The following is a 24486-nucleotide window of genomic DNA, read 5'->3' as shown; positions in this document are numbered from 1 at the left end:
CATAAAGTTACACACCCCCCACCACACACACAAATCCCCAGGTCAGAACATGTTTGCAGATCGCGTACAAAGCAGTCAGATGTAAAGCCCACGGCTTTCCGCCACGGCGTCGACAAGCTCGCGGACCTTCTGGCGGGAAAGGTCGAGCTTCACGGCCTCGTCAATGAGGGGGACAAGATAGGCGGCGGCGAAACCCTTCCGGCGGCGGTCAAGGATGAGTCTCCGGGCGTGCGTGGTCACGAACATGCCTATCCCCCGCCGCTTCACCAACACCCCCCTCTCCACGAGAAGGCTGAGTCCCCGGCGGGCGGTCGCCGGGTTGATGTCATGGAAAGCCGCAAGCTCGTTGGTGGAGGGCGCCCGGTCACCGGCCGCAAGATCCCCGCCCACGACGGTGTCCTCCACGAGCGCGGCAATCTGCTGGAACAGCGGCGCTGCCGTCTCGTTCATCTCCGGACTTCCCTACACCCTGGTTGGTTAGTCATATGACTAACCTAACCCACCCGCACCTACTTTCCGCCCTCCCCACGGGGCGGCTTCAGACTTGCCGGGAATCCTCTGCCTGTCATCGACGCAGCCCCCTTGGTTAGGGCATGCTGGTAAAGGACAAACCTTTATTTAGCAACCGACAAAACACAGAAATTAGGAGCCATGCTTGAACGCACACTTGTCTTCGTCGATACCTCTTATCTGCTCGCAAGCTTCTACAACTCATGGGAGACCGGTGCGCGTGCCCAGTTAGAGATTGATCTGCCCGAGGTGGTCAATGTCCTCGGCACCATGATCCAGAATCAGCTCCACCAGCCGATCCACCGCCAACTCTGGTACGACGGCATCCCCGATTCCGGCCCGCACCGTTATCAGCGGGCCCTGCGCACCTGCGATGGTGTGCAGCTGCGTGCCGGCCAGCTCATCGAATGGGGTGAGCGCCGGACGCAGAAGGCCGTCGACACCCGCCTGGTCGCGGACATGGTCGTGGCCTCCTGCCGTCAGCAGGTGTCCGACATCGTGCTGGTCTCCGGCGACGCGGACATGATCCCCGGCGTCCAGGAGGCCACCAACCACGGCCTGCGTGTCCATCTCTACGGCTTCGGCTGGGACTCCATGTCCTCTGCCCTGCGACACTCCTGCGATTCGACCACCATCCTTGATCCCCGCGAGGACTTCGCCGAGGCCATGCAGCTGCAGGTTCTTGAGGGCCCGCTGCCTCCCGTGGTCCGGGACCGTCCGCTCTCGGATGCCGAACCCATCGAGGACCTCGGCATGACCGCTGTACCCACTCCTCGCAACCTCGCGGGCACTCCCCCGCCGCGGCCGAAGGAGACGGCCCCGGAGTCGCCCGGGGAGGAGACGGAGGTCCCCGCAGCCCCGGCCACCCCGACGGCCCAGGCCCCCTCCCCCACCGAGGCCTCTGTGGAGTCGGCGGTGGAGGCCGCGATCGAGGCCTCCACCCAGGTGGAGCCGGAGGCCGAGCACCCGCTGACTCCCGGCGAGCCGGTCACTCCAGAGACACCGGCACAGCCCGCCGAGCCGGAGTCCGGTGCAGAACCGGAAGCCCCCAAGCCGGGACCGAAGCCCGGCGTGCCGAAGCCCTCGATGATGGCTCCCCGCCGCAAGCTGCGGTCGCGGTATGTGCCGCTACCGGAGGAGGTCTGGTCCTCCGCGGGTTTCCAGACCCCTTTTGATGTGGGTCAGCAGTACGCGAGCTGGTGGTACGAGAATGCCGCCACCGTAGAGCAACGGGACCAGGCCCATCTGCTCTCCGGCGGGGGTCTTCCTCCGGAGATCGACCGCCCGCTCCTGCAGTTCGCGTGCGAGACCCTCCACGAGTACACGCTCAGCGAGGCCCAGCGGGTCAATCTCCGGGATGGCTTCCATTCGGGGATCCGCGGCGTACTGATAAGTTTCCGCCGCGAGAACCACCAGTAGCAGGTTCTACTTCTTGACGCCGCCGGTCTCCCCGGCGGCGTTTTCCCTGCCCTCCTCCGCCTCCACAGGCTCCGTTTCTTCAGGATCCGTCTCGACGATTTCCGGTTCCGGACCGCCGACCCCCTCGGTCAGCTGCTTGTCCGCCGGACTGTCGGCGGACATGCCTGCCCGGATCTCGGCCAGGCGGGCCGAGGCCTTCATGTCGGTGCCGGCGGCGGCGATCTCGGAGATCCGGTCATGCACGGAGCTCTGCGTCAGCTCCTGCGCGCCGAGGGCGTCCGCGTAGCGACGCTCAATCTTCTCCCGTACCGCGTCGAGGGTCGGGACGCTGTCATCGGGGCGCAGCTCCTGCATGGAGTCCATCGCCTTGGTCGAGGTCTCCTGCATGGCCGCCTGGTCGGCCTGGGCCCGCAGCTGATCGATCTGGCCGAGCTGCTCCTGGAGACGCAGCTCGGACTCCTTCTGCTGACGCTGGGCCTGTTCCGCGTTCTGTGTGGCCTGCGCGTGGAGCTGTTTCGTCTCCTCGAGCTGCTGTTCCACCGCGACGAGCTGGGACGCGAAGATCTCGGCGGTGTTGTTCAGTTCCCGGGCCCCGTCCGCATCCCCCTCGGCCGCCGCTTTGTCGGCGGCCTGAATGGCGGTACGGGCCCGGTCCTGCTGCTCCTGTTGGGACTTCAGGAGCCGGTCGAGCTTCATCTCCAGCTGTTTCTGGTTGCCGATCACGGCGGCCGCCTGCTGGGTGATCTGCTGGTGCTGCTCCTTGGCTGCGGCGGTGGCCTGCTGGATCTGCACCTTCGGGTCCGCGTTCTCGTCGATCTTGGAGTCGAAGGACGCCATCAGGTACTTCCAGCCCTTGCTGAACGGGTTAGCCATGTCGTGGGTCTCGCTTTCTGGCGAAATGGTGTCTTGCCCCAAGCCTACGGCGATATCCGCCCGTCCGCCGACCCTTCGCGCAGCCATCCGCCCATGAGAAAAGCCCGGCCGGGGCTCCTGGGTCGGGGCCGGGCCGGGCTCGGGGAGTGGAGGGTCCTAGGAGGGTCCTAGTTGCCCTCGGCGTCGCGGGCGGCGTTGGCCTCGGCGACCTGGCGGCGGACATCCTCCATATCGAGGCCCTTGACCTGGCCGATGAGGTCCTCCAGCGCTGCCGGGGGCAGGGCTCCGGCGTCGCGGTAGACCATGATGCCGTCGCGGAAGATCATCAGGGTCGGGATGGACTGGATCTGCAGCGCGGAGGCCAGAGACTGGTTCGCCTCGGTATCCAGCTTCGCGAAGGTGGCGTCGGGGTGCTTCTCGGAGGACGCCTCGTAAGTGGGGGCGAAAGCACGGCAGGGACCGCACCAGGACGCCCATGCGTCGACAAGGACGATGCCCTCGCCGGTGACGGTATCTTCGAAGGTTGCCTCGGTGACATCGATGGTTGCCAAGGGGATCTCCTGATTCATTGTTTTGTATGGTCTTATACAGAACCGCGCACTTATGCGGCTTCCTTCTGCACAACTGTACCTGGCTGCCCTTCATTCCCCCGGGAAGAAACGGAGGGTCCCGATGCCGGGCGAAAGGACACCATGATCAAGCATTACGTCGTCGAAGGCATGACCTCCGAGGAGAACGGCACCTCGGTGGAGACGGAGATCACCGATCTCCCGGGCACCCAGGGCGTGGAGGTCGACGTCGCGACCGGCACCGTGTCCGTCACAGGCGAGGGTTTCACCGATGCGGATATCGCGCATGCGGTGGAGAGCGCGGGCTTTGTTCTGCGGTTGGAGGACTAAAAGCCTTGCCACATACCCCCTAGGGGTATAAAATGGGCCCTTGGAGGCAACGCAACCGGAAAGGAATCAGCCACATGGCCGACATCACCAAGAACTACCAGGTCGAGGGTATGACCTGCGCACACTGCGAGAAGTCCGTGCGAGAGGAGATCGGGGAGATCCTGGGCGTCACCGACGTACAGGCATCCTCGGAGAGCGGCGACGTCAGCGTCTCCGGGGCCGGATTTACCGATGAGCAGATCGCCGAGGCGGTGGAGGAGGCCGGCTATAAACTGAAGTAGCCGCCCGGGCCCGGGTCCGGCACCCTGCGGGGTGCCGGACCCTTGCCGTTCCCGCACCCTTGCCGGATACCCCTATGGGGTATATCATCGGGGGTGAAGGAAGGATTGATCCCAGCCATGACACAGACACAGCCAGCCGTCGACCTGCTCAAGGTCGACCTCGGAGTGACGGGCATGACCTGCACGGCGTGTTCGGGGCGCGTCGAACGCAAGCTCAACAAGGTGGACGGCGTCGAGGCCACCGTCAACTTCGCCACCGAATCGGCGAGCATCTCCTATGACCCGGCCCGGGTCGGCACCACCGACCTCATCGAGGTCGTGCGGGACGCCGGGTACGACGCCTTCGCCCTCGCGGCGGAGAAGGAAACGTCGGGGACGGAGGGGGCGTCGACAAGCGAGGACCCGCATGAGGCGGCGCGTCGCCGGGAAGCGGCCGACCTGAAACACCGCCTCACCGTCTCCGCCCTACTCACCGTTCCCATCGTGCTGTTGAGCATGATCCCGGCTCTCCAGTTCACCAACTGGCAGTGGGCCGTGCTGACGATGACCACCCCGGTGTTCTTCTGGGGCGGTGCCCCCTTCCACAAGGCGACGTGGCTGAACCTGCGCCAGGGTTCCTTCACCATGGACACCCTCATCACGCTGGGCACCTCCGCGGCCTATCTGTGGAGCCTGTGGGCGCTGTTCCTGGGCAATGCGGGGCATCCGGGCATGACCATGCAGATGCACCTGTTCCCCTCCGACACGACCATGGACGAGATCTACCTCGAGACCACCGCCGTGGTGATCACATTCCTGCTGCTCGGCCGGTGGTTCGAGGTCAAGGCGAAGGGGCAGTCCTCTGAGGCGCTGCGCCGCCTCCTCGACATGGGTGCAAAGGACGCCGCCGTGCTTCGCGACGGCCACGAGATCCGCCTACCCGTCAGCCAGCTGCAGGTCGGCGACGTGTTCATCGTGCGCCCCGGCGAGAAGATCGCCACCGACGGCCGCGTGACCGAGGGCTCCTCGGCCGTGGACGAGTCCATGCTCACCGGCGAATCCGTGCCGGTGGAGGTCACCCCCGGCTCCCGCGTGACGGGCGCGACGATCAACGCCTCCGGCCGCCTGCTGGTGGAGGTCACCCGCGTCGGTGCGGACACCACCCTGGCCCAGATGGCCCGCCTGGTCACCGACGCGCAGGCGAAGAAGGCCCCGGTGCAGCGGCTGGTGGACCGGATCTCGCAGATCTTCGTCCCGGTGGTCATCGTCATCTCGCTGCTCACCCTCGCGGTGCAACTGGCTCTCGGCGCCGGCCTGGCGCCTGCCTTCACCGCGGCCGTCGCCGTGCTCATCATCGCCTGCCCCTGTGCCCTGGGCCTGGCCACCCCCACCGCCCTGCTGGTGGGCACCGGCCGGGGTGCCCAGCTGGGCCTGCTGATCAAGGGCCCCGAGGTCCTCGAATCGACCCGGCGCGCGGACACCATCGTCATGGACAAGACCGGCACCGTCACCGAGGGTGTCATGTCGGTGAGCACCGTCGACGCTGCAGCAGGTTTCGATGCCGGGGAGGTGCTCGCCGCGGCCGCCGCGGTGGAGGCAGCCTCCGAACACCCCATCGCCCGCGCCGTGGTGCGAAAGGCGGAGCAGGAGCTCACCGTCCCGGAGGTCAGCGACTTCCGGAACCTGGCCGGGCAAGGGGTGACCGGCACCGTGGACGGGCGCACCATCATTGTCGGCCGTCCGGATGGTCAGCTGCCGGGCCAGCTGCAGGAGGTCTTCGACCGCGCCCAGGAGCAGGGCGGCACTCCGGTGGTCGTCTCCGTCGACGGCCGGGTGGCCGGTGTGCTCACGGTGCGCGACACCGTCAAGGCCACTTCCGCGGAAGCTGTCGCGCAACTGCGGGAGCTGGGCCTGAAGCCGATGCTGCTCACCGGTGACAACGCCGGTGCCGCGCGGGCGGTCGCCGCGGAGGTCGGGATCGCGCCGGGTGATGTCATCGCGGAGGTGATGCCGGACGACAAGGTCGCGGTCGTCGAGAAGCTCCAGGAAGAGGGCCGGATCGTCGCGATGGTCGGCGACGGCGTCAATGATGCGGCCGCCCTGGCCCGGGCGGACCTCGGCCTGGCGATGGGCGCGGGCACCGATGTGGCCATCGAGGCCTCCGACATCACGCTGATGAACAACGATCTGCGTTCCGCCGTCGACGCCATCCGGCTGTCGCGCCGCACGCTGGGCACGATCAAGGGCAACCTGTTCTGGGCCTTCGCCTACAACGTGCTGCTCATCCCGGTTGCTGCCGTCGGCCTGCTCAACCCGATGCTGGCGGGCGTGGCCATGGCCTTCTCCTCGGTCTTCGTGGTCACGAACTCACTGCGACTTCGCGGCTTCCGCTCCGCACACCAGTGAGCGCCGGTCCAGGGGCTTAGGATCAGTCCATGGACCAACAACTGAGCAGGAATCAACGTCTCGACAGGCTGCCGGTCACCGGGAAGCACCGGCGCCTGCTCCTCGGCTCCGGCATCGGCTGGGCCCTCGACGCGATGGACGTCGGTCTCATCTCGTTCATCATGGCGGCGCTCGCCGTCCACTGGGGACTCAACCCCACCCAGACCTCCTGGCTGGGCTCCATCGGTTTCGTCGGCATGGCCCTGGGCGCAACTTTCGGCGGCCTGCTGGCTGACCGGATCGGCCGCCGCCAGGTCTTCGCCCTCACCCTCCTCGTCTACGGCCTGGCCACGGGCGCCTCCGCGCTGGCCACCGGGCTGGGCATGCTCATTGCGCTGCGTTTTGTCGTCGGCCTCGGCCTGGGGGCTGAGCTGCCGGTGGCCTCCACCCTGGTCTCCGAGTTCGCCCCGCGCCGCATCCGCGGCCGCATGGTGGTCATCCTGGAGGCCTTCTGGGCACTCGGCTGGATCGCCGCCGCCCTGATCGGTGCCTTCGTGGTCACCGCCGACGACAACGGTTGGCGCTGGGCGCTGGCCATCGGCATGGTGCCGACGCTCTACGCCATCTACGTCCGCAAAGGCCTGCCGGAATCCGTCCGCTTCCTCGAGGACAAGGGCCGGCACGGGGAGGCGGAACAGGTGGTGACCTCATTCGAGGCTCAGGTGGACCGTGCTGAACTCGAGCGTATCGACACCGCCGAGGTCCAGCGTCTCCGCGACCTTCCCCGCGAGGACTTCGCGGAGGCGACCTCCATCTGGGAGAAGACGCTGCGCCGGCGCACCGCCGCGCTGTGGATCGTGTGGTTCTGCGTGAACCTGTCCTATTACGGCGCCTTCATCTGGATTCCGTCGCTGCTGGTGGCGGACGGCTTCACCCTGGTGCGTTCCTTCCAGTTCACGCTGATCATCACGCTGGCCCAGCTGCCCGGCTATGCGGTGGCTGCCTGGCTCATCGAGGTCTGGGGGCGGCGCAGCACGCTGGCGGCCTTTCTGCTCGGCTCGGCGGCCTCGGCGCTCTTCTTCGGCACGGCCACCACCGAGGTGACGATCATCGCCGCCGGCTGCCTGCTGTCCTTCTTCAACCTGGGCGCCTGGGGCGCCCTGTACGCGATCGGCCCGGAGCTCTACCCCTCCCACGTCCGTGGTGCAGGTACGGGCGCGGCGGCCGGTTTCGGCCGGATCGCCTCGATCATCGCCCCCCTGATCGTCCCCCCGCTGCTGGCCTTCGGCGGTTCCATCGCCCTGTTCGGCCTGTTCTCCACCGCTTTCCTCATCGCGGCGGTCGCCACACTCACCCTCCCCGAGCAGCGCGGCAAGGTGCTCGACGCCTGAGTGCCCTGCGGGCCGCCTCAGGCGAAGGAGAGCATCCCGGCAAGGCGGCCGAACAGGCCGGGCCTGCGCTCGGTGGTGAAGTCATCGAGGCTGCGGGGGACGGCCAGGATGGTGGCGCGCTCCGTACGCTCGACACGGATGGTGGTGCTGAAGTCGGTGGTGCTCGGGTTGAACTCTCGACAGGTCATGATTTCCCTCCTTTGTCCGTTGGTGATGCTTCGAAGTTGATGTCCCTGATTTTAGGAAGTTTTCGCAGGTCAGACACCATTGGAAAGCCATGCCTAACTAAAGTGCGCCTTATATAGGCTCGCCTAAAAGGCATGAAATGGCAGGTCAGTCCCGGCACATACTGTGGCCTGGATCACGCCGCTAAGGAGAGTCGATCCACGCAACACCCTCCTGTCACCCCATTTCGGGGGAGTCCCTAAGCAAGGGAGAATCCCGGGGTCGACCCGGGGGCGATTCCCAAACCACCGGATTTCTGCTAACCATCTGCCACCTGCACCACATTCCCGCCTAGACTGTGCGGGCCATCACCCCTAGTTTCCCGTCCGGAAGCCGGAGAGAACCGAGGAGACCACCCATGACAGCTGCCGGGTCCCGCGACTGGCTCCGTGTGGCCCTGGGGATGTTCATCATCGCCTTCGGCGCCAACCTCTTCGCACCCCTGCTGCCCTCCTACCGGCTCCATGCCGGACTGGGTCAGTCCCAGGTGACCTTCCTCCTGGCCATCTATGTCGCAGGTCTGCTGCCCGCCCTACTCATCGGCGGACCGGTCTCCGATATCCGGGGACGTAGGGCGCTGATCCGGCCTGCCCTGCTCCTCTCCGCACTCGGCTCTGTGGTGCTCGCCTCCGGCGCCACCGGTTCCTTCACGGCACTGTGGAGCGGACGGCTCATCGCCGGCATCGCCATGGGACTGGTCATGGCCGCCGGGGCCGCCTGGCTCCAGGAGCTGTCCACCGGCCCGGCCCACCTCGGGCCACGTCGGGCAACCGTGGCACTCTCCCTGGGATTCGCCGGCGGCCCACTCGCGGCCGGCGCCATCGCGGAATTCCTGCCCCGGCCGGACCTGCTGCCCTACCTGGTGCACCTGGCCCTGCTGGCGCTCATCACGCCGCTGGTGTGGCGGACCCCGGGTGGCGCGGCCCGGACGGACGGTCTCCGCCGCAGCCGGTTCTCCCGAAGCGTGCTGTCCGGGCGTTTCCTCTGGGGGACCGCGATCTGGGCGCCGTGGGGCTTCGGCACCGTGAGCACCGCCTTCGCCACCCTCACGGCCCTGGTCAACGACAGTCTCACCTGGCCGGTGGCATTCACCGGCCTGATCGCCGCCGTGACCCTGGGCACCGGGGTCCTCATCCAGCCTGTGGCCACGCGTCTCGACGCCCGCCGGTTCCCACCCGCGGTCCCCGGACTGCTGCTGGTCGTGGCCGGAATGTGCGCGGCCGCCGGAGTCGCGGTGACCCGCTCCCCCGGGCTGGTTTTCCCGGCGGCCATCCTGCTGGGTGCCGCCTACGGAGTGCTGATGGTCTCCGGGCTGCAGGAGGTCCAGCGGATCGCCCCGGCCAGGGAGCTGGGCGCGGCCACCGCTGTCTTCTACTCCCTGACCTACCTCGGGTTCTTCGCGCCCTTCCTGCTGTCCCACCTGGGCCCCGCCCTCGGATATCCGGAGGCGTTCCTCGCCGGCGCGGGCATCGCCGCCGCGTCGGTCGCGCCCGTGCTGTGGGTCAGAGGCCGCGGATCTTCTCGGCGGCCCGGGCGATGATCTCGGCGACGGCCTCATGCTTGTCGTCGCCCGCCCTGCGCACCGCCCCGCGCAGTTCCTTCAGCGCCACACCGAGTCGGCCACGGGGGTCCTCATCGGAGTGCTCGCGGTAGTCGTCGAGGATCCGTGCCCATTCGGCGTGGTTCGACGCGACTTCCGCGCGGCCGGCCTCGGTGAGGGTGGCCAGCTTGCGGCCTTCCTCGACGGACATGGTGATCAGCCCCTCGTCCTCCAGGAGGCTGAGATTCGGGTAGATACCTCCCGGTGACGGAGTCCAGGCCCCGTCGGTGCGCTCGCCGACCTCGGAGATGAGCTGATAGCCGTGCATCGGCTGCTCAGCCAGCAGGACGAGTATGACCTGACGCAGGTCCCCGCGGCCGGCCCGTCCGCCTCGGCCGCGGCCCCGCCGCTGGGAGCCGTGACCATGGCCGTGTCCGTGATGGTTGCGGCCGTGGTGGCGGTGTCCACGCCCACGACCCCGGCGGTGGCCGCAGTCGTTGCCGTGGTCGCCGTGGAATTCATTGATGGTGATCTCGTACATTCTCTTTCCTTTCGATATATCGGAATGTAGGACTCACCGTAGTTTCGATACATCGCTATGTCAATAGTGATGTATCGTTAATTTTGAAAAAGAAACCCCACTGACCAGAAAGAGTGAGGTCAGCGGGGGCGTCGAGAAGCGAGCTAACCGCGCGCCATGTCCACGAAACGGGAGAAGTGCAGCTGGTGCGCCACAGTGACCGTGTCGATGGGCCCACCACGGTGCTTGGCCAGGATGATGTCGGCCTCACCGGCACGCACATCCTCCCGGTCCTGGGAATCCGGACGGTAGAGCAGCATGACCATGTCGGCGTCCTGCTCCAGGGAACCGGATTCACGCAGGTCGGCGAGCTGGGGCTTCTTGTCCGTGCGCGCCTCCGGCCCACGGTTGAGCTGCGAGATCGCGATGACCGGCACATCCAGCTCCTTGGCCAGCAGCTTGAGCTGACGGGAGAACTCCGAGACCTCCTGCTGACGCGACTCCACCCTCTTCCCCGAGCTCATCAGCTGCAGGTAGTCCAGCACAATCAGCTGCAGATCGTGCTTCTGCTTGAGGCGGCGCGCCTTGGAGCGGATCTCCATCATGGTCAGGTTCGGGGAGTCGTCGATGTACAACGGGGCCTCAGAGATCTGCCCGGAACGGTTGGCCAGCGTCGTCCAGGCCTCATCGGTCATCCGGCCGGAACGCATGTCGGAGAGCTTGATGCTCGTCTCCGCAGAGAGCAGACGCATGACGATCTCCGATTTGCTCATCTCCAGAGAGAAGATGACGGAGGCCTTACCATGTTTGATCGAGCAGGAACGCATGAAGTCCAGCGCGATGGTCGATTTACCCACACCGGGGCGGGCCGCGACGATGATCATCTGACCGCCGTGCAGGCCGTTGGTCAGGTTGTCCAGGTCCACGAAACCGGTGGGAACACCCTGCGCCAGGCCACCGGTGTTGGCGATCTGGTCGAGCTCCTCGAGAGTGGGCGTGAGGATGTCCCCCAGGACCGCGTAATCCTCGGTCTCGGTCTTCTGCGCGATGGCGAAGACCTCCTGCTGCGCCATGTCGAGAACCGTCTCGACCTCCGCACCCTCATTACCCTCATAACCGAGCTGCACCACGCGGGTTCCGGCGTCGACGAGCCGACGCAGGATCGCCTTCTCCACCACGATCTCCGCGTAGTAGCGGGCGTTGGCGGCGGTGGGCACCGAGGAGATGAGCGTGTGCAGGTACGGTGCCCCGCCGACCCGCTCGAGATCATTATGACGGTCCAGGCGGCCGGCGACGATGACCGGGTCAATGTCCTTGCTCTCACCGAACAGGTCGATCATCGCCGTGTAGATCAGCTGGTGCGCCGGATGGTAGAAGTCCTCCGGGCTCAGCTCACCGATGATCTCCACCACGGTGTTGGGGCTGAGCAGCATCGCACCGAGCACACCCTGCTCCGCTTCCCGGTCATGCGGCGGCTGGCGGTACTCCCCGAAGGAGGGTGTCGAATCCCGCTTGTTCCGGTCCCGGTACCGGCGCGGTGCCGCGTCCTTGAAGGCCGGCACGGGCAGTCCCCCGCCATCCTCCGGGAAGTCCGGTTCGGCCGGCGGCACGTAGTTGTCATCGAAGCTGGTGTCGCCGATTCCTGAACTCATCTGTGCGTACCCGTCCTTTCTCACGGCCACACCGTGGGGCGTGGCCGATGTTTCCTCCCGCAGTCTAACCCCCGGGGCAGGGATGGAGAATCCGCAGTTGGAGGGCTGTGGAAAGGGCAGCTTTGCAGCACCGGAATGAGATTCCTCACCCGAGTTATCCACAGGGGGATGTGGACAAACCCAGGTAAACGCCGTGTTTTATCCCCCGGCACCCCATAAAGCTGTGGATAGCTTGTGGACAACTCTGAGGGAGCACCCCTATAACTGGCCTATTCTGCCAGCTCAGGGACCTGACCCACACCTGTGGACAACTCCACCGCAACCGTGGACAAGTATCTTTCGCACTGTTCTGCGATGCAGGAAACAGGCACCGACCCCTGAACGATGGGGCGCTGTCCCGAAAACGCCCGGTTACCGGAGGATGAACTCGCTCCGGTTCTCCACAGTTGTCCACAGCCGGGGCCGGCAGAACGTGGAGAAGCAGAAAAAACGACTGACGGCCCTGCGGATCACGAATCCGTAGGGCTGTCAGTCTGCTGTTGTCATTGGGTCAGGAAATCCCGTTCACGCGGGAAACTGACCGTCGTCTGGCGCGGGCTACGCGGCGACGACCTCGAAGTTGATCTTGCCGGTGACCTCGGAGTGGAGCTGAACGATAACCTGGTAGTTACCGGTCTTCTTCACCAGACCCTTGGACAGCTCAATGGTGCGCTTGTCCAGGGTCGGGCCGCCGGCCTTCTTCACTGCGTCAGCAATGTCCTCGGCCTTCACGGAACCGAAGAGCTTGCCGGAGTCAGAGGTGCGGACCTGCACGGTCACGCCGGACAGCTCCTCGAGCTGCTGGCGAACCTCGCGGGCGTGGTCGAGGTCGCGGATGGCGCGAGCCTCCTGGGCACGCTGGATGCCCTCGATCTGCTTCTCAGCACCACGGGTGGCCACAATGGCCAGACCGCGGGGAAGCAGGTAGTTACGTCCGTAACCGTCCTTGACCTCGATGATGTCGCCTGCGACTCCGAGGTTGTCAACGGCAGCGGTGAGGATCAGCTTCATGATCCCTGCCTTTCGTTGTGTATCCCTGGCTGACGCGGCGTGCCGGTGGGCACGCGCGGGCCGTCGGGAAAGTCAGTTGAGATGGGTTGATCTGCTCAATCAGAACGGAGGCTCGTCATCGGCCGCACCGCCGAAACCACCGGCCGGCGGGGCGGAGCCCCACGGGTCGTTGGCCGGCATCTGGCCGGGCTGCTGGGCCTGCTGGCCACCGAACCCGCCCTGCTGGGGGTGAGGCTGCTGCTGCGGCTGAGACTGCTGCGGCGGGGCCTGGTAGCCCTGCTGCCCGCCGAAACCACCCTGCTGGGGCTGGTGCTGCGACTGCTGAGACTGCTGGGGCTGACCGCCACCGAAGTTGCCGCCACCGCCGCCGAAACCGCCACCTTCACGGGGGTTGCGGTTGACCTGGGCAGAAGCGAACTTCAGGGACGGGCCGACCTCTTCGACCTCAACCTCGTAGACCGTGCGGTTCTCGCCTTCCTTCGTCTGATAGCTTCGCTGCTTCAGATATCCGTTGACGATCACGCGCATGCCCTTGGAGATGGACTCGGCGACATTCTCGGCCGCCTGGCGCCACACGTTGCAGGTGAGGAACAGAGCCTCGCCGTCCTCCCACTGGTTGGTCTCGCGGTTGCGGACCCGGGGAGTGGAGGCGATACGGAAGTTGGCCACCGCTGCACCCGAGGGGGTGAAGCGGAGTTCGGGATCAGCGACGACGTTGCCGACGACGGTGATCGGGGTATCTCCAATTGCCATGGTTGTTCAGCCTTCCTGCTTCGCGCGGTTGATGCCTGATGACGTGCCTGCCGGGTGACGGGCATACGCTCGTCTCCCAGTATCCGTTCTTAAGCGTCGGTGCGCAGGACCTTGGTGCGCAGGACAGAGTCGTTCAGGTTGAGAACGCGGTCAACCTCGAGCACGGTCGCGGACTCGCACTCCAGGTTGATGACGGCGTAGACGCCCTCTTCCTTCTTGTTGATCGGGTACGCAAGACGACGCTTGCCCCACACATCAACCTTCTCGACCTTGCCATTGTCCTTACGGACAATCTCAAGGTACTTATCCAGGGACGGGGCAACGGTGCGCTCATCCTGGGACGGATCCAGAATGATCATGATTTCGTAGTGACGCACGACCTCATCACCTCCTATGGTCTAGTAATTGGTTCGGCCACACCCCTTGTGGGCGTGACAGGAGGGTCTGTTGCGTCAAGCAACCTCCGCAGCCTACCTCATGCGCCCCTGAATCCGTTAATTGCTTTTCGACGCCCCATCTGGCATAACCCCGCCCATCAACGCGGGACATCACCAGGCACCGTAGCGAAGAAAACCGCCAGGAAGGTCGGGATGACGGTGACGAAGACGAAGGCGGCGACGCCGAGCGCGACCGGCCAGGCGGTGGGCTTCTTCCGCATGAAGGCCCAGAAGGCCGCACCTATGCACAGGAAACCGATCGCGATGGAGATGATGCCCAGCAGGGTCGTGGTGGTCATGCCCTACATCATCGCCGATGACCGGTGGAAGCAGCCAACGACAGGGGGTCCTGCCCCTGGTGCGCGGCCCGCACCCGGTCGGTCCCCCGACCCAGTATCTGCCGGACCACCAGGGTGGCCATCACCACCAGCAGGACGAACCGGGCGATGAGGACCGTGTCGAGCAGTTCGGAGGGAATCCCGTTGTTCTCCGCGCCGAGCATGTGCCACATGAGCATCGGCCAGACCAGCATGTCGACGGTCATCCACCCCAGCAGCAGCCGCCAGCGCGGCAGGGCCAGCACGGCGGGCACGACCAGCCACAGCGAGTACTGCGGTGACCACACCTTGTTGAAGAGCAGGAAGGCCAGGACGATGAGGAAGACGAGCTCGGCGACACGGGGGCGCCGGGAAGCGCACAGACCCAGCACCCCGATGGCCAGGCAGGCGGCGGCGAACAGCGCGAAGGACAGGGTGTTGAGCACCGCGTTCGGCAGGGCCGGGAGGAACAGGTTACGGGCGATGACCGCGTAGACCGTGGTCCACTCCGCACCGCGCTCACTGTTGAGCCGGAGGAATTCGTTCCACGCCTCCGGGTAGAGCGCCATCACCGGCAGGTTCACCGCCAGCCAGGAACCCGCAGCCGCCCCCAGCATCCGCAGAAAAGGCCCCGGCCGGCGGTCACGGACCGCCAGCACCAGATACGCGCCCAGCAGGAACAGCGGCCACAGCTTGAAGGCCGTGCCCAGGCCGATGAGCACACCCGCCAGGACCGGCCGCCCCCGGCTGACGGCGTAGAGGGCACCCACCACGAACATCACGGAAGGGATGTCCCAGTTGGTGAAGGCGTGGACGATGAGCAGCGGCGAGGCCGCCACGAGCACCGTGTCCCACACCCGGTTGCCCGCCAGGGCCGCCACCAGCCGGATGGTGAGCACCCACATCGCCGACATCGCCAGGGCTGTGAGCGCGAAGTACCACGACGCCGCGGGAATGAGCAGCGGGGTTGCCTCGATGAGCGGGTAACTCAGGCGGGCCAGCGCACCCATCAGCCACTGGAACATCCCGGCCAGGACCGGATACTCCAGGTAGCGGGTGAGATCCCCCTCCACCCAGGAATAGGCGTAGGGGAAACCCCCCTCGTCGAGGCCGCGGCCCGCGAAGAGGGGGGTGATGTCGTTGTAGCAGGCGGCGACGTACTGGCGGTTGCCCGACCAGTCGAGGACGACGGTGCCGTCCGCTGCCCGGCCGCCCCCGAGGCAGCGGGCCTTGGCCAGGAAACCGAAGGACAGGAAGACCAGCGCCACCGAGACCAGCACCCGCACGGGGGTCCACCAGGGCTGGCGGCCCACCGCGGCGAAACGGCCGACGGGACCGCCGAGGAAGGAGATGAAACCGGCGGCCACCGGCTCGGTGAGAGCCGGGGAGATCCGCTCGGTGGGGTGGTTGATCCGCATCCGCTGGCCCTCCGGTTAATCAGGCAGGTCGATGACCAGGCCCGGCAGGATCTCGAGTTCACCGTTCTCGTTGGGGGTCGGCAGCTGCGGCAGCGGTGCCGGCTCCGGCGCGGCGGGCTGCGGGGAGTCCACGGTCGTGTCCTCCACCGGCGGCTCCTCGGCGATCTCCGTGGCCGGGGCCGGGGCAGGAGCCACCGGCTGGACCGGGGCCGGGGCGTAGCGCATACCGTTTCCGCCCGCCGGGATACCGGTGCCGAAGTTGATCGGACCCGGGGAGGCGAACTGCTCGACATCCTTGCCCTGGTGCGCGCCGTCCATCGCGGCCTTCCAGATCCGCGAGGGGGAACCGGAGCCGAACATGTTGCCACCCCACTCGTTGTAGATGGCGGTGGTGTTGTCCGCGGTACCGACCCACACGGCGGTGGCCAGCTGCGGGGTGGTGCCGACCATCCAGGCGTCCTTGTTCCGGCCGGTGTCGCCGAGCTGGGCGGTACCGGTCTTGGAGGCGGAGGGGCGTCCACCGGCCAGGGAGCTGCCGTTGGAGTAGGCGGCGATCGGCTGCATCGCGTACAGGAGGTTGTCGGCGACGACCTCGGCTACGCGACGCTCGCCGTCACCGGTCTCGTGCTGGTAGAGCAGCTCGCCGTCGCCGGTCTCCACCCGCTCGACGAAGTGGGTCTGGTGCCACACACCACCGTTGGCCAGGGTCGCCAGCGCGGTCGCCATGTCAATGGGACGGGTCTGGTACTGGCCCAGGATGATGCCCTCGTAGGGCTGGGCACCGTTCTCGGTGAGGGTCTCCGGGACCCCCGGCAGGGACTCCGCCACGCCCAGGGCATGGGCCATGTCGGCGGTGTCCTGGGTGGTGTTGGTCAGGTCGTCCTGCAGGCGGATGAAGCTGGTGTTGTAGGAGTGCTTCAGCGCCTCCGAGAGGGTGGTGTAACCGGCGCTGCCGCCGTCCCAGTTGTTCACCACGATGTTGCCGGGCAGCGTCACCGGGGACGAGTCGTACACGGCGCTCAGCGGGATGCCCTGCTGGAGGGCGGCCGCCAGGCCGAAGATCTTGAAGGTGGAGCCGGTCTGCAGGGCGGCGTTGCCGTAGTCCCAGCCGGCGGCGTCCTCACCACCGAAGTAGGCGCGGACGGCGCCGGTCCCCGGTTCGACGGAGACGACACCGGCGCGGGCATCATCCTGCAGCTGGGCGAGGTTGGTGCGCACCGCCTGGATGGTGGCCTCCTGGGCCTGCGGGTCGATCGTGGTGGTGATCCGCAGGCCGCGGGTGGTCACCTCCTGCTCAGTGATGCCGATGCTCTGCAGCTCATTGATCACGTGGTTCTTGATCATGCCGTTGGTGCCGGTCGCTTCGGTGTAGGCGGAGTACTCGGCCGGGTCCCGGGTCTCGGGGTAGACCATCCCGGCGCGCTCCTCCGGAATCAGGACACCCATCTCGACCATGCCGTCGAGGACGTAGTTCCAGCGGCCCTCCGCCCCCTGCGGGTTGGCCCACGGATCCAACTGGCTGGGCAGCTGGATGGTGGCGGCCAGCATCGCCGCCTCCTGCGTGTTCAGCTCGGTGACGGGTTTGGCGAAGTAGGCGTGCGAGGCGGCCTCCACGCCGTAGGCGTTGCGGCCCAGGTAGACGGTGTTGAGGTAGGCGGCGAGAATGTCCTCCTTGGACCACTGGTTGGTCATCTTCACGGAGTAGACGAGCTCACGGGCCTTGCGCACATAGGAGTGGTCATCACCGACCAGGGCGTTCTTCACGTACTGCTGGGTGATCGTCGAACCACCGCCGGCAGAGGTGTTGCCGGTGATCTGGCCGACGACGGCACGGCCGAAACCGGTGAAGGAGAAGCCCTGGTTGGTCCAGAACTCACGGTCCTCCGCGGCGAGGACGGCGTTCTGCAGCGGCTCCGGCACCTGCTCCAGCGGCACCTGCCGGCGGTTGCCCTCCGGCGGGACGACACGGGCCAGTTCCGTGGAGGAATCCGAGGCGTAGATGGAGGAGACCTGTGCGGAGGTCAGCTCCTCCGGCTCCGGCACGTCGATCGTGGAGTACACCACGAGGAAGACGCCCAGTGGGATGAGGATCAGCGCGAGGAGCCCGCCGAGCACCGCGAGCAGGACCGGCCGACGCCTGTCCTCCTGCCCGGCCTTCTGCTCCCGGCTGCGTTCACCCCGCGTGGATCCGCGTTTCGCGTTGTTGTTCTTCTCAGACAAGTGTTGTCCCCGTTGTGGTCACTGGTGGCGTTTGATACACCCGTGAACCCTACTGCGCCGGAGGCATGTAGGGGAATCATTCGTCCCACTGGTCAGGGCGCGTCACATCACCCCGCGGTGGCGGTGACGGCCTTCAGGAGATGATTCCAACGGCAGGTCGGGCACACCTCCACCGTGTGCACGGTGACCTCCCGACCGGTGGCGACGATCGCGGCGATCTCCTCGTCGCTGCGCGCCGTGCCGGACATGCGGCCAAGCTGCTCCCCGTGGATCCACTGGACAATGCGCAGGTCCTCCGAACCGCATACCGGGCACGGGTAGCCTGCGGGCTCCCCGTGGTAGGTCGCGGCGGTGACGAGAAGGAAATCGGCATCGCAGACCTCATCACGCGAAGCCTCACCGGCCCGCCAGCGGCGCAGGAGGTCCTGGCGGGCGAAGCGGTGGGAGATCTCGTTACGGCGGACGAAGTTTCCGGCAGACACAGGGTCAGTCTACCGGCGGCACCTGAACAGGCTTCTTGATCGATCCTGCCCGTGCCCGATCCGCTGCCCCCCGGGGAGACCGCATACGATGGACCGTTGAGCACGGGGGCCGGCAGGCCACCCCCTTCGACACACTTCGACAAGGCCTGCGTCAAGGAGTGAACGGATAAATGAGCAAGGTTCGCGTAGCGATCGTGGGCGTCGGCAACTGTGCCGCCTCGCTGGTCCAGGGTGTGGAGTACTACAGGGACACCCCGTCCGGGGAGAAGGTGCCGGGACTGATGCACGTCCAGTTCGGCAAGTATCACATCAGCGATGTCGAGTTCGTCGCTGCATTCGACGTGGATGCCGCCAAGGTCGGCACGGACCTGGCCGAGGCCATTGACGCCTCCCAGAACTGCACCATCAAGATCGCCGATGTCCCGACCACCGGTGTCACCGTCCAGCGTGGCCCGACCCTCGACGGGCTGGGCAAGCACTACATGGAGACCGTCGAGGAGTCCGCTGAGGCAGCCGTCGATGTTGTCCAGGCGCTCCGTGATGCTGAGGTCGACGTTGTCGTCTCCTACCTGCCCGTCGGCTCCGAGCAGGCCGACAAGTTCTACGCCCAGGCTGCCATCGACGCCGGCTGCGCCTTCGTCAATGCCCTGCCGGTGTTCATCGCCTCCGACCCGGAGTGGGCGCAGAAGTTCATCGACGCCGGTCTCCCGATCATCGGTGACGACATCAAGTCCCAGGTCGGTGCCACCATCACCCACCGCGTCATGGCGAAGCTCTTCGAGGACCGCGGCGTCCGCCTCGAGCGCACCATGCAGCTGAACGTGGGCGGCAACATGGACTTCAAGAACATGCTCGACCGTGACCGCCTGGAGTCCAAGAAGATCTCAAAGACCCAGGCCGTGACCTCCAACCTGCACGAGGGCCCGCTGGCCGGCAAGGTCGAGGACCGCAACGTCCACATCGGCCCCTCCGACTACGTCGAGTGGCTCGACGACCGCAAGTGGGCCTACGTCCGTCTCGAGGGCACCGCCTTCGGTGAGGTCCCGCTGAACCTCGAGTACAAGCTCGAGGTCTGGGACTCCCCCAACTCGGCCGGCATCATCATCGACGCCGTCCGTGCCGCCAAGATCGCCCTCGACCGCAAGATCGGTGGCCCGGTCCTCCCGGCATCGGCCTACCTGATGAAGTCCCCGCCGGTCCAGATGGGCGACGAGGAGGCCCGGGCACAGCTCGAGGCCTTCATCATCGGCGCCGACGACTAGATCACAGTCGGTTTTCCGGGCGAAAGTGTCTAGGATCGGTGGACATGGCATCAACGCATCCCGAGGACATCGCCGCCCGGATCAGGCCGGCGATGACGAAGCTGTACGTCATGTACTTCCGCATCTCCGAGCAGTCCGATCTGACCGGCCCGCAGCTGTCGATCATGGCCCGGCTCCAGGACAACGGCCCGGCCCGGATCAGCCAGATCGCCCGCGCGGAAGGCATCCGCATGCCCACCGCCTCCAACGCACTCCACCAGCTGGAGCAGCGGGAGCTGGTGGAACGCATCCGCGATGAGCAGGACCGTCGCGGAGTGCGCGTGCGGCTCACCCGCCTGGGCGAGAGTGAACTGGAGCGCGTCGGGGAGGAGCGCACCAAGTACCTCGCCGATATGATCGGCACCCTCAGCGAAGAGGATCTGGAGCGCGCCAGCGATCTCGTCGACATCATCAACAAGCTCGCCGACAGCTACGGGGCGGACCTGATTGACACGAACGCAGGGTGAACGGCAATAATAGGCGGGGTAAACCCCTTCTGACCCCCGGTAGAGAATGGTATCCCCGATTCACGTCGCCTCTGAGGCATCCGCCCGTATCCTGGTCGCCTGGCGGCCCGATTCCCCAGGCACCGAAGCACTCGAATTCGCTGCCTGGCTGAGCCGTACCACCGACGTCCAGATCCGCGTCGTCTCCGCCTTCCTCCGTCCCTGGCCCACCGCCTCCCTCAGCCGCCTCGGCGGCAAATACCGCAAGTCCTTCCAGAAGGAACTCGCGGCCTGCGAGTCGGCGGTGAAGAAGGCGTTGGATGAGGCGGGCGTCGACAAGCGGAACTGGGACGAGCAGATCTCCGTCGTCCTCGAGGGCCCCTCCGAATCCGTGCTGCTCAGCGAGGCCGCCGACGATTACGACGCCCATCTGGTCATCCTGGGCTCCGACGCCGCCGCGCCGAAGGGCCGCTTCCTCGCCGGTTCCACCGCGGATGCGCTGCTGCACTCCTCCCCCAAACCACTCGGCCTGGCCCCGCGCGCGGTCCGGCTGGCCAAGCGGGGGGTCACCCGCGTCAACTACGCCTTCCTGGAGAGCGCCGTCGACGAGAACGACCCCTCCCTCCACTTCGCCGCCTACCTGGCCGACAGCTGGGGTGTGGACCTGCGCATCCTCGCATTCTCCCCCTCCGGCATCGTCGACCAGCCCTTCCACGACAAGTTCGACTTCCCCAGCGAGCTTGTCGACGAATGGCGCGAGCACTCCCTCGCCGTCCTCGACCGCTCCCACGACGTCATCGGCGACCTCCACCCCGATCTCTCCGTCGAATCGGACATCGGCTCCGGTGTCGGCTGGTCGGGGGCGATCGACGCCCTCAAGTGGAAGAAGGGCGACCTCCTCATCCTCGGCTCCACCCCGCCGGGTCCGCTGGAGCGCGTCTTCGTCGGTTCCACCGCCACCGAATTTCTCCGCCACGTCCACGTGCCCGTGCTGCTGCACCCCACACCCCGATATTGACGCCCGGACTAAGGTGAGGTCATGACTGGAAGTGACTCGGAGAAGAATCCCCCGCAGAACGACGGACGACGCTGGCGCAACTTCCTCGACCACCCGGAGAACGACCTCACCGCTGACGCGGACTTCGCCAACCGGCGCCCGCCGACGCCCCAGACCGCCGAGGAACTCGCCTCCTCCACCGACCCCGCCATCCAGGCCGAACGCAACCGGAAGTCGACCCGGCAGGCCGTCACCTGGCTGTTCGGGACCATCATCACCACCGTCGTCTTCGCCTACATCCTGGCGTGGGTGCCCCGCATGATGGGCGGTCCGCTCTGTGAAGCCGGTGAAGCGACCTGGCTGTGCACCCGTTCCTGGCAGATCTGGTGGCCCATCATCACCAGCATCGTCCCCGCCGGCGGCATCATCGGCTGTGCGATCATCATGGTGCGCAAACTCAACAGCTACACCCGCTGGCGTCCCTGGATGGGCGTGTTCTGGGTGCTCATTCCCTTCGCCATGATGTGGATGCTGCAGACCTGGCAGATCCTGGTCCTGGCGCTGAGCAACTAACCGGCGGCGATCTCCGCAGCCACCTCGGCGCAGTCCGGGCGACCGCAGTGCGCGGTCACCGGCTGCGCCGCACACGTCTCACAGACCAGCGCCTGCTTCCGGCAGGTGTCCTCGTTGAGGCAGTTGATGAAGTTGTTGGTGTGCTCCCCGCAGTGGATGCAGTGCCCCAGCTTCTCGTAGTCCTCCCCGAACTCCACGTGCATGCGCTTGTCGAAGACGTAGAGCGAACCCTCCCACAGGCCCTTGTTGCCGTACTTCTCGCCATAGCGGACGATGCCGCCGTCGATCTGGTAGACCTCCTTGAACCCGCGGTTGACCATCAGCGCGCTGAGGACCTCGCAGCGGATGCCGCCGGTGCAGTAGGAGACCACGGGGCGGTCCTTCATCCAGTCGTATTTGCCGGACTCCAGTTCGGCGATGAAGTCATGGGTGGTCTCCACATCGGGGACCACGGCGTCCCGGAACTTGCCGATCTGAGCCTCCATGGCGTTGCGGCCGTCGAAGAAGACGACGTCGTCGCCGCGGGCGTCGACAAGCTCGTTGACCTCCTCCGGATTCAGGTGCACGCCCCCGCCCATGATGCCGTCCTCATCGACCTTGATCTCCCCGGCGGCGTTGAAGGCGACGATCTCATCACGCACCTTGACGCTGAGCTTCGGGAAGTCCTCCGCCCCGCCCTCGGACCACTTGAATTCCATGTCCCTGAACCCGGGGTAGTCACGGGTCTTGCGGATGTAGCGCTTGCACGCGTCGATGTCACCACCGACGGTGCCGTTGATACCGTGCTCGGAGATGAGGATGCGCCCGCGCAGCCCCAGCGACTCGCACAGGTCGCGCTGCCAGAGCATCACCGCCTGCGGGTCGGCGATCGGGGTGAAACGGTAGTACAGGAGAATCTTGCTGATGGCCACGCCGGTGAGTCTAACCCGTGTGCCCGTCCTGCTTTTCGACGAGGCGGTAACGCTGGTTCGGGGAGCGCTCTGGTTCCGTGAACTCCACGAGCCCGCTCCTGCGTAATTCGGTGAACGTGGGGTTTATCTGCCCATCCGAGAGGTGGGTGGCCATCAGCTCTGCGGGCTTCCGGACACCGGTTACTTCAACAATGCCATTGCCCTCCGACACTCCGAGGAGCAGCAGGCCCCCTTCCGGCATATTGGCGAAGGCGCTCAAGGTCTCGTCCACTGTGTCCGGATAGCCCTGAGCAGCAGATTTGGCTTCGATGTTCCAGGTATCCCCACCCATTTCCTGGAGAAACCTGATCTGCTCTACAACATCTATGATGGAAGCTTCCATCAGAGTTGTCTGCGGGCCAGAAGAATCAGCGTTTGCGGTACAGGGACTTCCGCCAGTACTCCGGTTCCGAGGTCACCAGCACACCCAGGTTGCGGAAGATGTCCTCGTCCACAGATCCCAGAATCGTGGTGGTGTGGGCCTCGCAGCCCCGCAGGTTCTTCAACTGGGCCAGGGCCCGGCGCGCCTCCTCCGAGCGGGCCGCGGAGACGGAGAGCGCGATGAGCACCTCGTCGGTGTGCAGGCGCGGGTTGCGCGAGCCCAGGTGCTCCGTCTTGAGGGACTGGATCGGCTCGATCGATTCCGGGGAGAGCAGATGCAGCTCCGGGTCGATGTCGGCCAGGTGTTTGAGGGCGTTGAGCAGCACCGCCGCGGAACAGCCCAGGAGCTCGGAGGTTTTGCCGGTGATGATGGTGCCGTCGGCAAGCTCCATCGCGCAGCCCGGCTGCGCTGTTCTCTCAGCCACGGCCAGAGCAGGTGCCACCACGCGGCGGTCCTCCGTGGTCGTGCGTGCCTTCGACATGATCATGCCGATGCGGGAGGAGACGATGTCGTCGAGATCGTCCCGGCGTTCGTCGACAAGCGCCTTGTAGTAGCGGCGTACGATCTCCTGTCGGGAGGCGTCGCGGCAGATCGCATCGTCGGAGATGCAGTGGCCGGCCATGTTCACGCCCATATCGGTGGGCGACTGGTAGGGGCTCTCCCCCGCGAGGGTCTCCAGCAGGGCTCGCAGCAGGGGGAAAACCTCGACGTCGCGGTTGTAGCTGGTGACCTGCCGGCCGTAGGCCGCCAGGTGGAAAGGGTCGATGACGTTGATGTCGTCGAGGTCGGCGGTGGCGGCCTCGTAGGCCAGGTTCACCGGGTGTTCCAACGGCAGGTTCCAGATGGGGAAGGTCTCGAATTTCGCGTAACCGGCCTTCCCGCCGCGCTGGTACTCGTGGTAGACCTGCGACAGGCAGGTGGCCAGCTTGCCGGAGCCGGGGCCCGGCGCGGTGACCACGACGAGGTCGCGGGTGGTCTCCACGTACTCGTTGACGCCGAAGCCCTCCTCGGAGACGATGCGGCGGATGTCGGTGGGGTACCCGGGGATGACGCGGTGGCGGTAGACGTTGAGGCCGAGGCGCTGCAGCCGGTCCATGAAGGCGTGGGCGATGGGGTTGTCGTCGGTCAGCTGGGTCATCACGACGTGTTCGACGAGGAAGCCGCGTTCCCGGAACACGTCGATGAGACGGAGGGTGTCCTCCTCATAGGGGATGCCCAGGTCCGCGCGGACCTTCTGGCGTTGCAGGTCCTTGGCGTTGAGGCAGACGATGATCTCGACGTCGTCCTTGATGCGCTCCAGCATCGCGATCTTGTTGTCGGGGGTGAAACCGGGCAGGACGCGGGAGGCGTGCATGTCGTCGAAGAGCTTGCCGCCCATCTCCAGGTACAGCTTGCCGCCGATCTCCGAGCGTCGTGCGTGGATGTGCTCCGACTGCAGTTCGATGTAGCGTTCGCGGTCGAAACCGATCCTCTGGGGCATGCGTGC

The 24486-nt window shown here is 66.2% G+C and carries 26 protein-coding genes; 10 read left to right on the top strand and 16 right to left on the bottom strand.

Going from position 1 to position 24486, the window contains the following annotated elements; all coding sequences use genetic code 11:
- Nucleotides 1-75: 75 nt before the first annotated feature.
- Nucleotides 76-450: a GntR family transcriptional regulator gene (locus EAH68_RS13360; RefSeq protein WP_126121842.1), complete on the bottom strand. Its 375-nt coding sequence runs from the start codon at nucleotides 448-450 to the stop codon at nucleotides 76-78.
- Nucleotides 451-651: 201 nt separating this feature from the next.
- On the opposite strand from EAH68_RS13360, the gene EAH68_RS13355 reads away from it, so the two are divergent.
- Nucleotides 652-1929 (top strand): NYN domain-containing protein, encoded by a 1278-nt coding sequence (locus EAH68_RS13355; RefSeq protein ID WP_126121841.1) that lies wholly within the window; start codon nucleotides 652-654, stop codon nucleotides 1927-1929.
- Nucleotides 1930-1935: 6 nt separating this feature from the next.
- Here the strand turns inward: EAH68_RS13355 and EAH68_RS13350 are convergent, their stop codons facing one another.
- Both EAH68_RS13350 and EAH68_RS13345 read right to left on the bottom strand, forming a co-directional pair.
- Nucleotides 1936-2802 carry a PspA/IM30 family protein gene (locus tag EAH68_RS13350; RefSeq protein ID WP_126121840.1) on the bottom strand — a complete coding sequence of 289 codons (867 nt, stop codon included), beginning with the start codon at nucleotides 2800-2802 and terminating at the stop codon, nucleotides 1936-1938.
- Nucleotides 2803-2969: 167 nt separating this feature from the next.
- Nucleotides 2970-3353 carry a thioredoxin family protein gene (locus EAH68_RS13345; protein ID WP_126121839.1) on the bottom strand — a complete coding sequence of 128 codons (384 nt, stop codon included), beginning with the start codon at nucleotides 3351-3353 and terminating at the stop codon, nucleotides 2970-2972.
- A 141-nt stretch (nucleotides 3354-3494) separates the two neighbouring features.
- Here EAH68_RS13345 and EAH68_RS13340 point away from each other — a divergent pair, with 141 nt between their 5' ends.
- The 4 genes from EAH68_RS13340 to EAH68_RS13325 all read left to right on the top strand — a co-directional run bounded on the left by EAH68_RS13340 (nucleotide 3495) and on the right by EAH68_RS13325 (nucleotide 7737).
- Nucleotides 3495-3701 (top strand): heavy-metal-associated domain-containing protein, encoded by a 207-nt coding sequence (locus EAH68_RS13340; RefSeq protein WP_126121838.1) that lies wholly within the window; start codon nucleotides 3495-3497, stop codon nucleotides 3699-3701.
- A 74-nt stretch (nucleotides 3702-3775) separates the two neighbouring features.
- Nucleotides 3776-3982, top strand: a complete 207-nt coding sequence (locus EAH68_RS13335) for a heavy-metal-associated domain-containing protein (RefSeq protein WP_126121837.1) — start codon at nucleotides 3776-3778, stop codon at nucleotides 3980-3982.
- Between the two features lie 117 nt (nucleotides 3983-4099).
- On the top strand, nucleotides 4100-6367 hold the full coding sequence (locus tag EAH68_RS13330; protein ID WP_126121836.1) for a heavy metal translocating P-type ATPase: 2268 nt from the start codon (nucleotides 4100-4102) through the stop codon (nucleotides 6365-6367).
- 29 nt (nucleotides 6368-6396) lie between these two features.
- Nucleotides 6397-7737, top strand: a complete 1341-nt coding sequence (locus tag EAH68_RS13325) for an MFS transporter (RefSeq protein ID WP_126121835.1) — start codon at nucleotides 6397-6399, stop codon at nucleotides 7735-7737.
- 17 nt (nucleotides 7738-7754) lie between these two features.
- On the opposite strand, the gene EAH68_RS14795 is transcribed toward EAH68_RS13325, so the two are convergent.
- Complete coding sequence (locus tag EAH68_RS14795) at nucleotides 7755-7925, bottom strand: hypothetical protein (RefSeq protein WP_164546504.1); 171 nt, start codon at nucleotides 7923-7925, stop codon at nucleotides 7755-7757.
- Nucleotides 7926-8320: 395 nt separating this feature from the next.
- Here EAH68_RS14795 and EAH68_RS13320 point away from each other — a divergent pair, with 395 nt between their 5' ends.
- Entirely contained in the window at nucleotides 8321-9502 is a 1182-nt protein-coding gene (locus EAH68_RS13320) for an MFS transporter (RefSeq protein ID WP_241228465.1), read from the top strand.
- Here the strand turns inward: EAH68_RS13320 and EAH68_RS13315 are convergent.
- The 9 genes from EAH68_RS13315 to EAH68_RS13275 form a co-directional block, all read right to left on the bottom strand.
- Complete coding sequence (locus EAH68_RS13315) at nucleotides 9465-10043, bottom strand: PadR family transcriptional regulator (protein WP_126121834.1); 579 nt, start codon at nucleotides 10041-10043, stop codon at nucleotides 9465-9467. The two genes, EAH68_RS13320 and EAH68_RS13315, sit on opposite strands and share 38 nt — an antisense overlap.
- Nucleotides 10044-10186: 143 nt before the next feature.
- On the bottom strand, nucleotides 10187-11674 hold the full coding sequence (gene dnaB, locus EAH68_RS13310) for a replicative DNA helicase (RefSeq protein WP_126121833.1): 1488 nt from the start codon (nucleotides 11672-11674) through the stop codon (nucleotides 10187-10189).
- Between the two features lie 597 nt (nucleotides 11675-12271).
- The gene (gene rplI / locus EAH68_RS13305; protein WP_126121832.1) at nucleotides 12272-12724 is read right to left on the bottom strand and encodes a 50S ribosomal protein L9; all 453 of its coding nucleotides are present in this window, start codon (nucleotides 12722-12724) and stop codon (nucleotides 12272-12274) included.
- Nucleotides 12725-12823: 99 nt separating this feature from the next.
- Nucleotides 12824-13477, bottom strand: a complete 654-nt coding sequence (locus EAH68_RS13300; RefSeq protein WP_126121831.1) for a single-stranded DNA-binding protein — start codon at nucleotides 13475-13477, stop codon at nucleotides 12824-12826.
- Between the two features lie 89 nt (nucleotides 13478-13566).
- Nucleotides 13567-13854, bottom strand: a complete 288-nt coding sequence (rpsF, locus tag EAH68_RS13295; protein ID WP_126121830.1) for a 30S ribosomal protein S6 — start codon at nucleotides 13852-13854, stop codon at nucleotides 13567-13569.
- 158 nt (nucleotides 13855-14012) lie between these two features.
- Nucleotides 14013-14213 (bottom strand): hypothetical protein, encoded by a 201-nt coding sequence (locus EAH68_RS13290; RefSeq protein ID WP_126121829.1) that lies wholly within the window; start codon nucleotides 14211-14213, stop codon nucleotides 14013-14015.
- Nucleotides 14214-14221: 8 nt separating this feature from the next.
- Complete coding sequence (locus EAH68_RS13285) at nucleotides 14222-15649, bottom strand: glycosyltransferase family 87 protein (protein WP_126121828.1); 1428 nt, start codon at nucleotides 15647-15649, stop codon at nucleotides 14222-14224.
- A gap of 15 nt (nucleotides 15650-15664) precedes the next feature.
- Nucleotides 15665-17869, bottom strand: a complete 2205-nt coding sequence (locus EAH68_RS13280; protein WP_126121827.1) for a transglycosylase domain-containing protein — start codon at nucleotides 17867-17869, stop codon at nucleotides 15665-15667.
- 107 nt (nucleotides 17870-17976) lie between these two features.
- Nucleotides 17977-18351 (bottom strand): DUF5318 family protein, encoded by a 375-nt coding sequence (locus EAH68_RS13275; RefSeq protein WP_126121826.1) that lies wholly within the window; start codon nucleotides 18349-18351, stop codon nucleotides 17977-17979.
- Between the two features lie 170 nt (nucleotides 18352-18521).
- Here EAH68_RS13275 and EAH68_RS13270 point away from each other — a divergent pair, with 170 nt between their 5' ends.
- From EAH68_RS13270 to EAH68_RS13255, 4 genes are read left to right on the top strand one after another with little or no spacing between them, the layout of a single operon-like run.
- Entirely contained in the window at nucleotides 18522-19613 is a 1092-nt protein-coding gene (locus EAH68_RS13270) for an inositol-3-phosphate synthase (RefSeq protein WP_126121825.1), read from the top strand.
- Nucleotides 19614-19657: 44 nt separating this feature from the next.
- Nucleotides 19658-20119, top strand: coding sequence for a MarR family winged helix-turn-helix transcriptional regulator (locus EAH68_RS13265; RefSeq protein WP_126121824.1), 462 nt, complete (start codon nucleotides 19658-19660; stop codon nucleotides 20117-20119).
- Nucleotides 20120-20165: 46 nt separating this feature from the next.
- A complete protein-coding gene (locus tag EAH68_RS13260) occupies nucleotides 20166-21116 on the top strand; it encodes a universal stress protein (protein WP_126121823.1) in 951 nt (316 codons plus the stop codon).
- A gap of 21 nt (nucleotides 21117-21137) precedes the next feature.
- The gene (locus EAH68_RS13255) at nucleotides 21138-21668 is read left to right on the top strand and encodes a hypothetical protein (RefSeq protein ID WP_126121822.1); all 531 of its coding nucleotides are present in this window, start codon (nucleotides 21138-21140) and stop codon (nucleotides 21666-21668) included.
- On the opposite strand, the gene trhO is transcribed toward EAH68_RS13255, so the two are convergent.
- The 3 genes from trhO to EAH68_RS13240 are packed head-to-tail and all read right to left on the bottom strand — an operon-like array spanning nucleotide 21665 to nucleotide 24480.
- Nucleotides 21665-22579 (bottom strand): oxygen-dependent tRNA uridine(34) hydroxylase TrhO, encoded by a 915-nt coding sequence (trhO, locus tag EAH68_RS13250; RefSeq protein ID WP_126121821.1) that lies wholly within the window; start codon nucleotides 22577-22579, stop codon nucleotides 21665-21667. The genes EAH68_RS13255 and trhO overlap by 4 nt on opposite strands.
- A gap of 10 nt (nucleotides 22580-22589) precedes the next feature.
- Nucleotides 22590-22961, bottom strand: a complete 372-nt coding sequence (locus EAH68_RS13245; RefSeq protein ID WP_126121820.1) for an AlbA family DNA-binding domain-containing protein — start codon at nucleotides 22959-22961, stop codon at nucleotides 22590-22592.
- Nucleotides 22962-22986: 25 nt separating this feature from the next.
- Nucleotides 22987-24480, bottom strand: a complete 1494-nt coding sequence (locus EAH68_RS13240) for a DUF1846 domain-containing protein (RefSeq protein ID WP_126121819.1) — start codon at nucleotides 24478-24480, stop codon at nucleotides 22987-22989.
- Between the last annotated feature and the right edge of the window lie 6 nt (nucleotides 24481-24486).

The organism is Corynebacterium hylobatis (genome assembly GCF_003955685.1).
In the GTDB taxonomy this organism is placed as follows: domain Bacteria; phylum Actinomycetota; class Actinomycetes; order Mycobacteriales; family Mycobacteriaceae; genus Corynebacterium; species Corynebacterium hylobatis.
This window is presented reverse-complemented; position numbering and strand designations above follow the sequence as displayed.